We start from the raw sequence: 15,045 nt of genomic DNA on the forward strand, positions 1-15,045 counted from the left end.
CGTCAATACATCGCCAGCGGGATGCCGCGACTGCCGCGCTCGGTGTAATCGGCGCGGATGTCGCGGCAGTAGGGACCGTCCATGACGAAACGTCGGCAGACGTCAGGACGGCTTTCATAGATCGAACAACACATGCGGGCGCCGTCGATCGCGACGCACCAGCCTTCCTCGTCACGCGCCATGACCCGCAGGCCGGCGTCGTTGACGTCGGTGAAGCGCTCGGGCACGTCATCACCGGACTGCAGGACCACCGTGAGGCGGCAGCACACGGCATCGCACCGGTCGCAGTCGGCGCGCTCGCTCACTGCAGGCGGCCGATGGTGCGGGTGTAGTGCAGCACACGACCACGTGGCAACACCCCGGCCTCGTCGTCGATGCCGGCGCGGGACTCGTGCAGCGTGAATCCCTGCGCTTCCAGCAACCGGCTCAACGCCGCGCTGTTGCCGCGCCCCGGGTCGCTGATCACGACTTCGGCGTCCGGCTGCGCGTAGCGCTCGACCACATCGGCGAGCAGCGCCGCGTGTGCGCGTTCGTAGAGCACGTCCGACGCGATGATCATGTCGAACCGGCCCAGGGTCGTCAGCGCCACGTCCCAGCGCATCTGACGGTAGGGCACCGCGTCAAGCGCATTGAGTGCGGCGTTGTAGGCGAGAAATCCTTCGGTCAGGGGATGGATGTCCGACGCCACCACGATCGCGCCGCGCCGCTGCAGGACCAGGCTCGACAGGCCGATGCCGCAGCCCGTTTCCAGTATCCGCTTGCCGGCCACATCCGCGCGCGCCATGGTCTGCGCGAGCAGACGGCCCGAAGGCCAGAGCTGGCCGAACAACGACCACTGCGCCGATGAAATACCCAGACTCGCGCCGTGGCCATCGGGATCGGCGAACTGCTGCAGATCACCGAGCACGCGCAGGCGGTAGGCGTGGTCACCGACCTGGACGGTCACGATTCGGGTGGAGTAGCCGGGCACGAAGCTTCCTGTGAGCGGAGCCCCGGAAGGGGCGGTCACGCGGGAGGGAAAGCGAGGCGGGCGACGGCTCAGGTCGCGCGGAGCGCACGGATCGGGCGCGGCCCGAGGATCGAGCATAGCACCCGGGGGCCATGCCCCGGCCCGGCGGCCTCGGCGCGGTTCAGGCGCGGTGGTCGCTGCGGTGCACGTGGCCCGGGCCCTGCCCGGGGCCAGCGCGCCCAGAGCGCGACACAGGCCTCGCGCGTCCGCCTGCTGCGTCCCGGCGCGACGGGGCATCGTCTGCCGTTCGCGGCACGGGGCTCCGGTAGCATCCGTCGCGAATTTCGAAAGTCAGTCGCCGATGTCCGTACCCGCTTGCTCTCCCTACCGCCCGCCAATTCGCCGCGCGCGCCATGTCGCGGCCGCGGGTCTGGCCTTCTTCATCGCCGCCGCTGTCGCGCTGCATGGGCTGCGGCCGGACCTCGATCCGGTCGCCAGCCAGATGAGTCTGTATCTGATCGGCCCGTGGGGCCCGCTGTTGCAGGTCGCCTACGTCGCACTCGGCATCGGCATGGTGACGCTGGCCTGGGCGCTGCGCGAAGCGCATGCGCCGCCGGCGCGCAGTGCAGCGGCGCTGCTGCTGTTCGTGCTCGCGGGCACGTCGCTGTCGGTCACCGCGTATGCGTGGATGGACATGCCGGGCGTGGATCGATCACTGGAAGGCCTGATCCACGGCGTGTCCGCGCAGGGCGCGTTCCTGTTCGCGACGACCGGCATGGTGGTCCAGGCGCTCGGCTGCCTGCGTGATCCGGCGTGGCGGCGCACGGCCCGCTGGGCCTTGCCCTTGGCACTGCTGTGTTTCGCGTCGGTGTGGGGACTGGCGGTATGGCACGACGCGCCACGCGGACTCGCGCAGAAGACCGTGATCGTGCTGATCCTCGGCTGGATGCTCTGCATGCTGCGCGCGCTCGCCCTGCGCGTGCGTTGATGCTGCGATGTCATCCGTTCACGCGGCCCGCACTGCGCGCGGCTGAAGATTTCGGCCACTCGTGACGCGCGCTCGCGTCGCCCCGCAAGGAGAATGTTGCATGATCAAGTGGGCCATCATCTTCGCAGTCATCGGCCTCGTGGCCGGCGCGCTCGGCTTCAGTGGTATCGCCGGCGGCGCGATGGGCATCGCGAAATTCCTGTTCTGGGCAGCGGTCATCATCGCCGTCGTGTTGTTCGTGCTGGGTCTGACGGTCGCCAAGAAAGTCGCCAGTTAGCACGCAGCCCCGCACATGTTGTGTCCGAACCGCCCGCTTGCCGGGCGGTTCGCGTGTCCGGCCCCGGAAATCGCGCCGCGCCTGCAGTGGCGTTGACGCAGGCCGCGCTACGCTCGGCGCACGCCCCCCCTGGAGTGCATCGTGGAATCCACCGTCCATCCGTTTTCCGAACTCTTCGCCCAGCTGGGCCTGCCCAACGACGAAGCCGCGATCCGGGCGTTCATTGCCGAGCATGGGCCGCTGCCCGATGACATGCGGCTGGAAGAAGCGCCGTTCTGGACGGACTCGCAGGCGCAGCTGCTGCGCGAGGAGCGCATCGAGGACGCCGACTGGATCGTCGTGATCGACCAGCTCAACGTCGCACTGCACGCGCACCCCGCCACATGAGCGCATGGCGCCACGCCCTCGCGGTTGCGCTGCTGGCGACGCCCGTCGCCTGGGCACAGCCTGCGCAGGGCGTGGCGCCGGCGGCGGGCACGTACGCGTTCGTCGATGTCGACGTGCTGCCGATGGATCGCGACGTGCGCCTGCCGTCGCAGACCGTGGTCGTGCGCGATGGACGCATCGTCGCGATCGGCGCGCGTGCCGAAGTCGACGTGCCCGCGGATGCGACGCGTATCGCCGGCACGGGCCACGTGCTGATGCCGGGCCTGGCGGAATTCCACGGCCATATTCCCGGTGCAGACGATCCGGCGTCCGTGCAGGACACCCTGCACCTGTATCTCGCGAACGGGGTGACGCTGGTACGCAACATGTCGGGCGATGCGTCGCATCCCCAGCTGCGGGCGCAGATCAGGGAGGGCGAGATCGACGGTCCGACCCTCGTCGTCGCCAGTCCGTGGCTGGCCAGCGCGAATGCAGACGCCGCGGTGCGCGATGTCCGCGCGCATCACGCGGCCGGTTTCGACCTGGTCAAGCTCGGCAGCGTGCCGGCCGATGCCTACGCCCCCATGGCCGCCGCGGCGCAGGCGATCGGAATGCCGTTCGCCGGTCACATTACCGACGGGGTGACGCTGGAGATGGCGCTCGACGCGCAGCAGGCCTCGATCGACCATCTCGACCGCTACGTCGAATTCCTCGTGCCGCCGGGCACCAGGACCGGCGATCGCGACGCGGGCTGGTTCGGCAGCGGCTGGGTGCAGTGGGCCGATCGCGGTCGCATCGAAGCAGCCGTCGTCCGGCCCCGCGACGCCGGCGTCTGGAACGTGCCGACCCTGAGCCTGGTCGAGCACATGGCCTCGTCCGAATCCCCGGAAGCGATGCTGCAATGGCCGGAAATGCGCTACATGCCAGCCGCAGAACGCGAACGCTGGCGCGTGGCGAAGCACGCGTATGCGGCGCGCGATACCTTCCAGCCGGAGGCGGCGCAGGCACTCGTGACATTGCGTCGTGAGCTGCTCAAGGCGCTGCACGACGGCGACGCCCCGATCGTGCTCGGCTCCGACGCACCGCAGTTCTTCAACGTGCCGGGCTTCTCGATCCATCGCGAGATGGCGATGATGCAGGCCGCGGGCCTGACCCCGTACGAGGTGCTGGTCACCGGAACGCGCAACGCCGCACGCGCGCTCGGGACGCCGGATGCATTCGGCACCGTGGAAGTCGGCCGCCGCGCGGATCTGGTGCTGCTGGCCGGCGATCCGCGCGCGGATCTGTCGCATGCCCGGGCGCCGCTGGGTGTCATGGCACGCGGGCGCTGGTGGTCGCGCGAGGCGCTCGATGCGCGACTGGCGGAGATCGCCGCGCGTCACGCGGAGTGAGTGGAGATCCGCCGCGCGTGTTGCGTGCGCCGGGCGGGTCCGACACTCAGAACAGCAGGAACACCAGCCCGATGATCGCGCCGGAGGCGAACAGCAGCATCAGGCAGTAGCCCATGATGTCCTTGATCCTGAGGCCCGCGATCGCGAGCAGCGGCAGGGCGAAGAACGGCTGCAGCATGCTGGTCCAGGCATCGCCCCAGGCCACCGCCATAGCGACACGCGGCAGATCGGCGCCCAGCGCCTGCGCGGCCGGAATCATCACCGGCGCCTGCACCGCCCACTGGCCGCCGCCCGACGGCACGAACATGTTGATCAGGCCGGCCGAGAGGAAGGTCAGGAACGGCAGCGTGTCGGCGCTGGCGATGGACGCGAACCAGCCCGAGAGCGTCGTCGCCAGGCCCGAGCCGACGAGAATGGCCATGATGCCGGCGTAGAACGGGAACTGGATCACGATGCCCGCGCCACCCTTGATCGCCTCCTGCAATGCCGCGAGCAGCCGCGCGGGCGTGCGGTGCAGCACGATGCCGAGCATCAGGAAGGCGTAGTTGACGATGTTGAGGTTGAGGCCGCCGCCGGCGATGAAGTGGTCGGCCAGGAAGACCAGTCCGGCGACGCCCACGGCGAGCGAGAGCAGCCAGCCGTGCTCCAGTCGATCGGCCGGCGAGGCGTCACCCTCGAGCGCGGGCGGTTCGGCATCCTCGGGCGGCGTGAACAGCACCGTGTCCTGCGCCGACGGCGTCATCGAGCGGTTGATCAGCGGCACCGCGATCACCAGCAACGCGATGATCAGCAGATTGAACGGCGCGAACAGGGTGTCGGCAGTGGGGACCAGGCCGATCGCCGCCTGCATGAAGTGGCCCTCGGTCGCGATGGTGAGCGGAATCGAGCCCGACAGCCCGCCGTGCCAGACGATGAAGCCGGAATAGGCGCTCGCGACGAGCAGGCGGTAATCGACCCGGACATGCCGGGCCACTTCGCGCGCGAACAGGGCGCCGATCACCAGACCGAAACCCCAGTTGATCCAGTTCGCCGCCATTGCGACCAGCGTGACCATCACGACGGCGTTCTTCGGCGTGCGGGCGCGCGAGGCCATCGACGCGAGCCCGCGCTTGACCGGTGGCGTCTTCGCCAGGATGAAGCCGGTGACGAGCACCAGCAGCATCTGCATCGAGAAGCCCAGCAGTTCCCAGAACCCGGTGCCCCAGTAGCGGACCAGTTCGAGCGGCGGTGTCTGCTCGATCGCGAACGCCGCCAGTGCGGCCAGCGCGGTGAAGATCAGGACGAAGACATAGGCGTCGGGCAGGAACCGTTCGACGAGTCGGACGGACAGGCGCGTGGCGCGCTGGAACATAGCGGATACCGTCGTGGGGCACGACCGGGCAGCTTAGCGGCGCAGACGCGGCATGCCTGCTGGACGATGGTCTAGGCGGTCGCCTCCGGCCGGCGGAGGCGACCTGCGTGCGCCGACGTCTCAGTAGACGCGTGCGCAGTTGCGTTCGTGCTCGCCCTGCAGGGTCAGACGGGCTTCGTCGGCCCCATGACTCCAGAAGATGTTGCCGTCGCTGTCGGCGAAGCGGTCGCCCTGGGCGGTCTCCACACGGGGCAGGTCGAGCGTCACGCCGTCGACCACGAACTGCACGCGCGCATCCTCGCCTTCGCCGTCCTGCGCGAGGGTGATGCGTGTGCCTTCGCAATCGTAGTTGACGGTGTTCGACGGCGCGGTCTCCGCTTCGCGGGCGGCGAGCGAGCCGGTGGGCGGCGCTTCTTCCGCGGCAGCAGGTGGCGGAGGCGGCGGCGTCTGCGCAACCGGATCGGCGGGCGTCGACTCACCGCCACAGGCGGCGAGTGCGAACGTGAGCATGAGAGCGGTGGCGGATGCTGCGCGCATGGGGCGTCCTCTTGAAGGCGGGTGCCGGCGTCAAGACCGGCAGGAAACGGCAGGCTAGGCAGGAAACGGTGAACGCAGGGTGGCGTCGTCGGGACGCGACGCCTGGGCCACCCGCGGGCAAGGCGTCCGACGTCCTGCGACGTGCCGGACGCCGCGATGCTGCGAGGTCGTCACGGGACGCGATGCGGCAAACAGGTGCAGCCCGCGACGCGAGGCCGACGCCCGGCACATCGTCGGCCCGCATCCTGCGATGCCGGGGCATGCGGGCACGCGTCGGGCGTTCGCCCGAAGCGCGCCCGCGACCTCAGGCGGCGAGCCCCCGCGCGGCGTAGCGGTGCTGGTCCGCGCCGCTGCCCGCGGTGTCCACGGCGTCGAGGAAATCGCGGCCCCAGCGTTCCACGTCGTAGTAGCGCACGATGTCGAACAGCTGGCGCTGGCGGCCGACGGCTTCGTGTTCCGGCATCGACAGCGCCTGGCGCAGCCCGGCGACCAGATCGGTGAGGTCGTGCGGATTGGTCAGTACGGCGCCCTTGAGCTCTGCGGCCGCACCGGCGAATTCCGACAGCACCAGCGTGCCCGACGACCCTTCGATGCCATGCGCCGCGACGAATTCCTTGGCCACGAGATTCAGGCCATCGCGCAGCGGCGTGATCCACATGACGTCGGCGGCGGCGTAATGCGCCAGCACTTCCTCGAACGGCAGCCCGCGCGCGAAGAACCGCACGGGGGACCAGTCCAGCATCGCGTGACGCCCGTTGATCCGGCCGACGGCCTGCTCGATCTGGGTCTGCAGTTCCTGGTAGACGGTCATTTCCTTGGCTGCCGGCACGCACACCATCAGCAGCGTGACCTTGCCACGCAGATCGGGCTGTTCACCGAGCAGGCGCTCGAACGCGAGCAGCTTCTCCAGCGTGCCCTTGGTGTAATCGAGACGTTCGACCGACAGCACCAGCTTGCGGCCCGAGAATTCGCGGCGGATCTGTTCGAGCCGCACCCGCACGCGGGGCTGCGCCAGACCGGTCTCGATCCGCTTGAGGTCGGTGCCGACGGGATGCGCGCCCAGACCCACCTCGCGGTCACCGACCCGGATGCGCGTGCTCATCTCGTCCATGCCCACCGCGCAGCCGTAGGTGAGGAAGCGCGGCGCGCAGCCTTCGCGCTTGATCACTTCGGTCGGCATCGCGCCGCGGACCACGTCGACGAAGTTCTCCACCTGGCGCGGGATGTGGAAGCCGATGTAGTCGCACTGCAGCAGGCTGCCGAGGATCTCGCGGCGCCACGGCACCACGTTGAACACGTCGGCCGACGGGAAGTAGGTGTGGTGGAAGAACGCGATGCGCACGTCCGGACGCAGTTCGCGCAGATAGGCCGGCACCATCCACAGGTTGTAGTCGTGCAGCCACACGGTCGCGCCGGGCGCGGCCTCGGCCGCGGTGGCCTCGGCGAACTTGCGGTTCACCCGCAGGTAGATCTTCCAGTCGTCCTCGCTGAAGCGCGCGCGCTCCCAGAACGTGTGCAGCATCGGCCAGAAGGCTTCCTTGGAGAACCGCTTGTAGAACGCATCCACCTCGGTATGCGTCAGCGGCACCCGCGCGACGGTGAGGTTGGGATAAGCGTCGGCGTCGACCGGCGTGCGCGTCTCGAACTTGCCGAGCTTGGGATCGTCCACGCTCCACGCAACCCACGAGCCCTTCTGCCCGCTGCCGAAGAAGCCGAGCAGGCTGGGAATGATGCCGTTGGGCGAGGTGGGGCGACGGCGCTTGCGCTGGCCGTCCTCCACGTACTCCTCGTACGGCAGGCGGTGGTAGACCATCACTAGGTCGGACTGGCCGGTGGCCGTTTCGACGGTCTGGCCGAGGTAGGGATCGTCGGTCTCGAGCAGATCGAAATGGCTGATCGCCTCGAGGATGCCGCCGCAGCCCGGCGCCTTGGCGTGGAAGACGTTGGAGAGCTGATCGGTCGCCTTCACCAGCGCGGGCTCGGATTCGCCCACGCAAACGCCTTGGAAGCCGGAGGTGTACATCGACAGATCGTTGAGCGTGTCGCCGGCGACGAGCACGCGCTCGCGCGGCAGCGCCAGGTGGTCGGCGAGCGCGGCGAGGGTGCGGCCCTTGTCGGTGTCGGGCGGCAGGATGTCGAGGTAGCGGTCGGCCGAATACAGCACCGAGCAGCCGAGCTTGCGCGCGGTCGCTTCGATGTCGGCGCGGACCTCGTTCAGCGCCTCGGGCTCGCAGAAGTAGGAACAGCGGCGCTCCTGCGGGACGTCCTGGCGCACCAGGCCGCTGAAGCCGGCCATCGCATCGGCCACTGCGCGCTCACCCGGCCAGCGACGGTCGATGCGCGTCTGCAGGGGCTGGATCGGCTGCAAGGTGTGGCCGTCGACGACGGTGCCGCCGACATCGCAGATCACGTAGTCGGGACGCGGCAGGCTGGGGTCGGACAGCAGCGGCATGACGGCTTCGAGGCCGCGGCCGGTGACGAAGGTCAGGCGGATCTCGGGATGGCGGTCGACCAGACGGTAGAGCTGCTGGCGGTGCGCGGGGGATCCGGCGAGGAAGGTGCCGTCGAGGTCGGTCGCGAGCATCAGTCGCGGCACGAACGCGGTATTGGCGGGGGTGAGGTCGGCAGTGGTGGTGTCCTGGGTCAATGTGGGTCCTTGTGATGTGGATCGGAAAGGTCGGGGCCCTCGGGTGCAGGGCCGGTTTCAGGCAGCAGCTCCAGCGCCGAAGGCGTGGTGCGCAGCATCGGATGGAAGACCGAGGGATGGTCGTTGTCGCGCTGGCGCAGCAGGCGGCGGCCGGCGGCGACGAGCGCGAGCGCGCCCAGGATCACCGCGAACGAGGCGGGCAGAGCGGTCGGACCGAATCGCGACATCGCCACGCCCACGATCGCCGGACCGATCGCCGAGCCCACGCCGTTGAGCAGCAACAGGCTGGAGCATCCTGACAACGTGTCCTCGGTCGGCAGGTGATCGAGCAGATGGGCGACGCAGATCGGATAGATTGCGAACGCGACCCCGCCGAACAGGAAGAACTGGCCAAACAGCGCCAGCTGCGACCGGTCGGCGGCGAACATCATCGCCACGCCGATGATCGCGGCCGCGGCGCAGATCAGCGCGAGCGTCGTACGCCGGTCGCCGCCGTCGGAGAGACGTCCGATCGGCCACTGCAGCAGTGCACCGCCGAGGATGGTGGCGCTCATCAGCGAGGCGATGCCCTGCAGGTCGAGCCCCAGCCCGGCGGCGTAGACGGCGCCCATGCCCCAGAAGCCGCCCATCGCCAGCCCTGCCAGCAACGCGCCGGTGGCCGCGGCGGGGGCGGTACGCCAGAGCGCGGCCAGCGCCAGCCGCGGCACGACCGGCAGCGTCGGCTGAGTCATGCGGCTGGCGACGACCGGCAGCGCGGCCAGACAGATCAGGACGGCGACGATGCTGAAGAGCGCGAAGGACGCGGGATCCTGAAGGCCGATGAGCCACTGGCCGGCCGCCAGCGCCAGCAGGTTCACCGCCATGTAGACCGCGAAGACCTGGCTGCGCTTTTCCGGCGGCGCCTCGACGTTGAGCCAGCTTTCGATGACCGTGTACAGGCCCACCAACGCGATGCCGGTGACCACGCGCAGCGCGGCCCAGGCCCAGGGGTCGATGAAGATCGGATGCAGCAGGATCGCCGCCGCGCACAGCGCGGCGTAGAACGCGAAGGCGCGGATGTGGCCGATCCGCTGGATCAGTCCCGGCGCCATGTAGGTGCCGAGGAAGAAGCCGACGAAATAGCCGGACATGATCAGGCCGAGCGTCTGGTCACTGAAGCCTTCCAGCCCACCGCGCACGGCGAGCAGCGTGCCCAGCAGTCCGCTGCCCATCAGCAGCAGGGCGACGCCGGCGAGCAGCGCGGCAAGATTGCGAACGACAGGAATGGCGATACCTCCACGGCATCCAGCGAAGGTGTGTAACTATAACACATTGAAAATATTGAATATTTTCACGCGCAATTGCGCCCGCCACAAATGCTGCACCGCAACGAAAACCGCAATGCAATCATGCGCTTGCGGTCGCCGACGCGTGCATGACCCCGAATGAACATCAACCGCGCGATGCTGCGCGCCCGCCGTTACGAGGACGACCTGTCATGCGATACCGCATTCCCCATCTGCTGTTGCCTGCCGCCCTGCTGCTGGCCGGCTGCGGCCCGGACGCCGCGCCGACCGAGACTGACGGCGCCGCGGTGACGCCCGGGTCGGGGACCGGCGCGTCCGCGGCCGGGGATGCGCTCGAGGACGACGTGATCGTGCTGACCAACGAGCCGTTCTGGCAGGCCACGGTTGCCGGCGGCACCGTCGTCCTGCAGGGCGTCGGGGCGGCCGAGCGCCGGTTCACCGACGTGCGCACGTCGATGACCGCAGACGGACGGCGCATCGATGCCACCGACGCCGCGGGCGATCTGGTCGTGATCGTCCGCAAGATGCGCTGCGAGGACGACATGTCGGGCGCCCGCTTTCCGATGACAGGCCTGCTGACCATCGATGGCCAAGGGCCGTACCGGGGCTGCGCGCGTCCGGCCGCGATGCCGCTGCCGATGCCAGCGGACGAGGCGGGCGAAACGGACGGAGCGGGCAAGGCGGAAGACGGGACCGTGTCCGACCGGCTGCCGGCGCGTTTCGTCGGCCGCTGGGACGCTGCCGCCGAGCGCTGCAACGCAGGCCGAGGCGAGCTGGCGCTGTGGATCAGGCCCGATGCCCTGCAGTTCTACGAAAGCACCGCCACGCCGGTGCGTGTACGCGCGACAGAGGACCACAGCCTGCAGCTCGACGCGCGCTACGCAGGCGAGGGCGATACCTGGACCGACACGCGCACCCTGACCCTGGAGGGAGACGATGTGCTGCTGGTCGAGGACGCCATGGGCAACGTGACGCGTCGCGTGCGCTGCGAGACCTGAGCCTGCGGCGGTCCGTCAGGCCGACCCCAGCCGCTCGATGTCACGCACGTCGCCCACCCAGACATGGTGCGCGGTCTCCGGCTGAACCAGATCGTCGAGACGCAGACGCGCGTTGTGGCCTTCGTCGCCATCGGCGTTGCGGAACACTTCCAGTGTCGGACGAGCGGACACGGTGCCTTCGACGACGCTGCCGTCGTGCAGCGTCACGCGCACCCGCGCCTCGTCGTCGAGCAGGGTGATGCGCGCCTCGAGCGCGTCGAGATCCTCACGACTGGTGAGAAGTTGGGGCGGCATGTGGCGCATGGGCGACTCCTGCGGGAGAAAGCACCATGCTCGCGCCGCCCGCGCAACGGACCGTGACGACCGGTCGCGGCGCCCCGGCGCCCAGGCCGCTCAGGCCTCGAGTGCGGGCCGCAGCAGGCGGTCGTACTCGGTGCGCACGACGCCGTAGCACTCGCAGGTACGTGCCACCAGGCATTCGCGATCCAGCACCTGAATCACGCCGCGGCTGTAGCGGATGCAGCCTTCTTCCTGCAGCCGCCGCGCCGCTTCCGTGATGCCTTCGCGGCGTACGCCCAGCAGATGCGCGATCTGTTCCTGGGTCATCTTGATCTCGACCGAGCCGACGCGGTCGTTGACCAGCAGCAGCCAGCGCGAGAGCTGCTTGTCGACGGTGTGGTGGCGGTTGCAGACGCCGGTCATCGCGGTCTGGGTGATCAGGGCCTGGAAATACCGCAGCAGGATCTCCTGCAGCGCGCCACCACGCTGGAACTCGCGGATCGCGAATTCGCCACGCATCGCCAGCGCTTCGCCGCCGACCTTGACCACCGCGCGCGTCGGCACACTGCGCGCGCCGGTCAGCAGGCCCACGCCGACCATGCCCTCGTTGCCCACCATCGCGAACTCGCTGGTGTCGCCGCTTTCGAGCGCGTACATCAGCGAGACGATGCCCTCCCGCGGGAAGTAGATCGTCGACTGGGCCACGTTGGCTTCGTGCAGCACCTTGCCGGCCGGCATGTCGACCAGCTGGAGCTCATCGCCGACGCGGTCGCAGACGTCGTCGGGGAGGTCCTGCAGCAATCCATTGAGCGGTGCCCAGGGCGCTTTCTTCTTCATGCGCAGCGAAAGGTCCATCGGATGAACAAGTATGGATTTTCTCGACTGAATGCGGCCCCGTATGTACGGCAACGCGCATACAGCTGAATGCATTACGTGCGTTACCGAACAGACCTGTATGCGGTCCGTTCACATGCTGTCGACGCGGTGCGCCTTGTCAGCGGTGGCGCGACGGGTTTTTCAACAGGGAGGCCGGCTTGAACGCAGACGACGTCGAGTTGTGCCGGGTCTACGGACAGATGTCCCGGGAATATCTGGGCGATCGCGCCTGGAGCGAGTGCGAAGCGCAGTTGCGCGACGGCTGGCACCGGCTGCGGCGCGATCCCGGCGTGCGCTGGGAAGATGCGGCGCCGCTGGTGCGGACGTTCTGGGACCTCACGCCAGCCGGCGACGCGCCCGGCTGAGATTTCAGTCTTCCCGCCCGGCATCGAGCCGGATGCCGTCGTCGTCGACGGCCAGGTGCATTTCGATCGGCCTGCAGCAGACGGGGCAGTCCTCGACGTAGTCCGCATCGCCGACGCTGGCATCGACCAGCGTCTCGAAGCGTTCGCCGCACCACGGGCAGCGCAATTTGGCGACATCCTGCATGCGTCAAGCATGCCGACGCCCGCGTTCGCGCATCGTGAGCGGCGATTTCACGTCGGGGGCAGGCGCGCTGGGAGACGGTGACCGGGAGTTGGAGCCCCGAAGCAGGAGTCTGTCATGCGCGAGTCGCCCCCTTCGTTCGAACCCTATGACGCGCCGGCGGGCGGTTGGGGCTCGGTGAAATCGCTGATGCGGTATGTGACCGGCGACGGCGCGCAGGGTGTCGAAGGCACGCGGCAGCTGCAGCGGCAGAACAAGATCGACGGCTTCGCCTGCGTCAGCTGTTCCTGGGCGAAACCGGCCGAACCGCACGCGTTCGAATTCTGCGAGAACGGCGCCAAGGCCACGATGTGGGAACTGGACACCCGCCGCGCCGATGCCGCGTTCTTCGCGCAGCACACCGTGACCGAACTGCTGACCTGGGCCGACCACGATCTCGAAGCCGCCGGCCGGCTGGTCGAGCCCGTGCGCTACGACGCGGCCAGCGACCGCTACGTGCCGGTGTCCTGGGAGCAGGCCTTCGAGCTCGCCGGCGGCGTGCTGCGCGGCATGGCGCCCGAGCGCGCGGTGTTCTACGCCTCGGGTCGCGCCTCGCTGGAGACGTCCTACATGTACGGCCTGATGGCGCGGCTGTACGGCAACAACAACCTGCCCGACAGCTCCAACATGTGCCACGAGAGCACCTCGGTCGGCCTGCCGCGCAGCATCGGCGTGCCGGTCGGCACGGTGCTGCTCGAGGATTTCGATCATTGCGACTGCATCCTGTCGTTCGGCCAGAACGTCGGCGTCAACAGCCCGCGCATGCTGCATCCATTGCAGGAAGCCGCGCGGCGCGGCGCCGAGATCGTCACCTTCAATCCACTCTACGAACGCGGCTGGGAGCGCTTCACCAATCCGCAGGAACCGCTGGCGATGGCGACGCGTGCGTCGACCCGGATCAGCAACGCCTACTTTCCGGTCCGCGCGGGGGGTGACATCGCGCTGATGCAGGGCCTGGCGCGCGCACTGCTGGACCTGGACGACGCCGCCCAAGCCGAGGGTCGGCCCCGCGTGCTCGACGTGGCGTTCATCGAGACCCACACCCATGGTTTCGACGCATTCGAAGCCTGGCTGCGCGCGGCGCAGTGGGCCGACATCGAACGCGAGAGCGGCCTGTCCCGCGCCGACATCGAAGGCGTCGCCGGCATCTACGCACGCGCGGAATCGACGATCCTCATCTACGGCATGGGGCTGACCCAGCACCGCCACGGCGTCGACAACGTGCGCATGGTCTGCAACCTCGCGCTGATGCGGGGCAATGTCGGGCGGCCAGGGGCCGGTATCTGTCCGGTACGCGGGCATTCGAACGTGCAGGGCCAGCGCACCGTCGGCATTTCCGAAAAGCCCGAACTGGTGCCGCTGGACCGGCTCGCGTCGCAGTACGGGTTCGAGCCGCCGCGCACGAAGGGACTCGATACGGTCGGCACGGTGGCGGGCATTCTCGACGGCAGCGTCGAGGCCTTCATCGGGCTGGGCGGCAACTTCTCGCGTGCCGCGCCCGATACCGGACGGCTGGAGCCGGCCTGGCGCGGACTTGCGCTGAGTCTGCAGATCGCCACGCATCTCAACCGCAACCATCTGCTGTGCGGACGCGAGACATTGCTGCTGCCATGCCTGGGGCGCATCGAAGAGGATGTGCAGGACGGCGTCGCGCAGCGCGTGAGCATCGAGGACAGCACCACCTGCGTGCATGCCTCGTTCGGCAACAGTCCGCCGGCAGGACCGATGCTGCGTTCGGAGCCGGCGATCGTCGCGGCGCTCGCCCAGGCGATCCTGCCGCCCGAGCGCGCCGCGTGCGTGCCGTGGCAGGACTGGACCCGCGATTACGCGCGGGTGCGCGACGCGATCGAAGCGACCTATCCCGAGCAGTTCCGCGATTTCAACGCGCGCCTGCATACGCCGGGGGGCTTTCCGCGTCCGGTGGCGGCGCGCGAACGCCGCTGGTCCACCGAAAGCGGCAAGGCGGAGTTCCACGTGCCGGACGTGCTCTGCGCAACCGGGTTCGCCGACAAGGCGGGGCGCTATCGCCTCATGACGGTGCGCACCAACGACCAGTTCAACACCACGGTCTACGGCTACCACGACCGCTTCCGCGGCATCGACGGCACGCGCCGCGTGGTGCTGATGCATGCCGATGATATCGCCGATCTGGGTCTGGACGAGGGCGAGCAGATCACCCTCGCGACCGATTTCGACGACGACCCGGAGGTCCGCGAGGTGGGCGGCCTGCGCGTCATTCCATACCTTATTCCGCGCGGGTGTATCGCGGCGTACTACCCCGAGTGCAATCCGCTGATCCCGGTCTCGCACCATGCGATCGACAGCCACGTGCCGGCGGGCAAGTCGGTGCCGGTGCGGGTGGTGCGGGGTGGCACGGCGCCGATTCCCGCGGGGCCGGCGCCGGACTGAGCGCGGCGGCGATCCGGTCGGCCGCGTGCCTGAGATCAGGTCCCGCGCGGTCACACGGCCGAGGTGTCCCGGCTCGCGCGTCGCCTGGTGTCGAACGGGTACCGCG

General features: G+C 69.0%; 16 protein-coding genes. 7 read left to right on the plus strand and 9 right to left on the minus strand.

All coding sequences use genetic code 11. From position 1 onward, the window contains the following. Window positions 1–2: 2 nt before the first annotated feature. On the minus strand, window positions 3–305 hold the full coding sequence (locus CURTO8I2_RS13140) for a YkgJ family cysteine cluster protein (RefSeq protein ID WP_159681718.1): 303 nt from the start codon (window positions 303–305) through the stop codon (window positions 3–5). After that, a complete protein-coding gene (locus CURTO8I2_RS13145) occupies window positions 302–970 on the minus strand; it encodes a methyltransferase domain-containing protein (RefSeq protein WP_159681719.1) in 669 nt (222 codons plus the stop codon). The genes CURTO8I2_RS13140 and CURTO8I2_RS13145 overlap by 4 nt, the downstream gene beginning before the upstream one ends. A 340-nt stretch (window positions 971–1,310) precedes the next feature. On the opposite strand from CURTO8I2_RS13145, the gene CURTO8I2_RS13150 reads away from it, so the two are divergent. The 4 genes from CURTO8I2_RS13150 (at window position 1,311) to CURTO8I2_RS13165 (ending at window position 3,971) form a co-directional block, all read left to right on the plus strand. Then, window positions 1,311–1,937: a DUF998 domain-containing protein gene (locus CURTO8I2_RS13150; protein WP_159681720.1), complete on the plus strand. Its 627-nt coding sequence runs from the start codon at window positions 1,311–1,313 to the stop codon at window positions 1,935–1,937. A 100-nt stretch (window positions 1,938–2,037) separates the two neighbouring features. Then, a complete protein-coding gene (locus CURTO8I2_RS13155) occupies window positions 2,038–2,214 on the plus strand; it encodes a DUF1328 domain-containing protein (protein ID WP_159681721.1) in 177 nt (58 codons plus the stop codon). A gap of 141 nt (window positions 2,215–2,355) precedes the next feature. Beyond that, complete coding sequence (locus CURTO8I2_RS13160) at window positions 2,356–2,601, plus strand: DUF2789 domain-containing protein (protein ID WP_159681722.1); 246 nt, start codon at window positions 2,356–2,358, stop codon at window positions 2,599–2,601. Beyond that, entirely contained in the window at window positions 2,598–3,971 is a 1,374-nt protein-coding gene (locus CURTO8I2_RS13165; RefSeq protein WP_159681723.1) for an amidohydrolase family protein, read from the plus strand. Before CURTO8I2_RS13160 ends, CURTO8I2_RS13165 begins: the two co-directional genes overlap by 4 nt. Before the next feature lie 46 nt (window positions 3,972–4,017). Here CURTO8I2_RS13165 and CURTO8I2_RS13170 read toward each other — a convergent pair whose 3' ends face one another. The 4 genes from CURTO8I2_RS13170 to CURTO8I2_RS13185 form a co-directional block, all read right to left on the minus strand. Next, window positions 4,018–5,322 carry a TIGR00366 family protein gene (locus tag CURTO8I2_RS13170; RefSeq protein ID WP_159681724.1) on the minus strand — a complete coding sequence of 435 codons (1,305 nt, stop codon included), beginning with the start codon at window positions 5,320–5,322 and terminating at the stop codon, window positions 4,018–4,020. A gap of 120 nt (window positions 5,323–5,442) precedes the next feature. Continuing rightward, the gene (locus CURTO8I2_RS13175; RefSeq protein WP_159681725.1) at window positions 5,443–5,859 is read right to left on the minus strand and encodes an MliC family protein; all 417 of its coding nucleotides are present in this window, start codon (window positions 5,857–5,859) and stop codon (window positions 5,443–5,445) included. 304 nt (window positions 5,860–6,163) lie between these two features. Further along, on the minus strand, window positions 6,164–8,506 hold the full coding sequence (ggpS, locus tag CURTO8I2_RS13180) for a glucosylglycerol-phosphate synthase (protein WP_236551155.1): 2,343 nt from the start codon (window positions 8,504–8,506) through the stop codon (window positions 6,164–6,166). Next, window positions 8,503–9,771 (minus strand): MFS transporter, encoded by a 1,269-nt coding sequence (locus CURTO8I2_RS13185; RefSeq protein ID WP_255475835.1) that lies wholly within the window; start codon window positions 9,769–9,771, stop codon window positions 8,503–8,505. The genes ggpS and CURTO8I2_RS13185 overlap by 4 nt, the downstream gene beginning before the upstream one ends. 212 nt (window positions 9,772–9,983) lie before the next feature. Between CURTO8I2_RS13185 and CURTO8I2_RS13190 the strand changes: the two genes are divergently transcribed. After that, on the plus strand, window positions 9,984–10,790 hold the full coding sequence (locus tag CURTO8I2_RS13190) for a hypothetical protein (RefSeq protein ID WP_159681727.1): 807 nt from the start codon (window positions 9,984–9,986) through the stop codon (window positions 10,788–10,790). A 15-nt stretch (window positions 10,791–10,805) separates the two neighbouring features. Here CURTO8I2_RS13190 and CURTO8I2_RS13195 read toward each other — a convergent pair whose 3' ends face one another. Both CURTO8I2_RS13195 and CURTO8I2_RS13200 read right to left on the minus strand, forming a co-directional pair. Further along, window positions 10,806–11,084: a DUF3247 family protein gene (locus CURTO8I2_RS13195; RefSeq protein WP_236551156.1), complete on the minus strand. Its 279-nt coding sequence runs from the start codon at window positions 11,082–11,084 to the stop codon at window positions 10,806–10,808. Between the two features lie 99 nt (window positions 11,085–11,183). Continuing rightward, window positions 11,184–11,924, minus strand: a complete 741-nt coding sequence (locus CURTO8I2_RS13200; RefSeq protein WP_236551157.1) for a Crp/Fnr family transcriptional regulator — start codon at window positions 11,922–11,924, stop codon at window positions 11,184–11,186. Window positions 11,925–12,103: 179 nt separating this feature from the next. On the opposite strand from CURTO8I2_RS13200, the gene CURTO8I2_RS13205 reads away from it, so the two are divergent. Next, a complete protein-coding gene (locus CURTO8I2_RS13205; RefSeq protein ID WP_159681729.1) occupies window positions 12,104–12,310 on the plus strand; it encodes a hypothetical protein in 207 nt (68 codons plus the stop codon). A 4-nt stretch (window positions 12,311–12,314) separates the two neighbouring features. On the opposite strand, the gene CURTO8I2_RS13210 is transcribed toward CURTO8I2_RS13205, so the two are convergent. Beyond that, window positions 12,315–12,494 (minus strand): CPXCG motif-containing cysteine-rich protein, encoded by a 180-nt coding sequence (locus CURTO8I2_RS13210; protein ID WP_159681730.1) that lies wholly within the window; start codon window positions 12,492–12,494, stop codon window positions 12,315–12,317. Window positions 12,495–12,608: 114 nt separating this feature from the next. Between CURTO8I2_RS13210 and CURTO8I2_RS13215 the strand changes: the two genes are divergently transcribed. Beyond that, entirely contained in the window at window positions 12,609–14,939 is a 2,331-nt protein-coding gene (locus CURTO8I2_RS13215; protein WP_159681731.1) for an FdhF/YdeP family oxidoreductase, read from the plus strand. Window positions 14,940–15,045 lie beyond the last annotated feature (106 nt).

Origin of the sequence: Luteimonas sp. 9C (assembly GCF_902506295.1) — a bacterium.
In the GTDB taxonomy this organism is placed as follows: Bacteria; Pseudomonadota; Gammaproteobacteria; order Xanthomonadales; family Xanthomonadaceae; genus Luteimonas.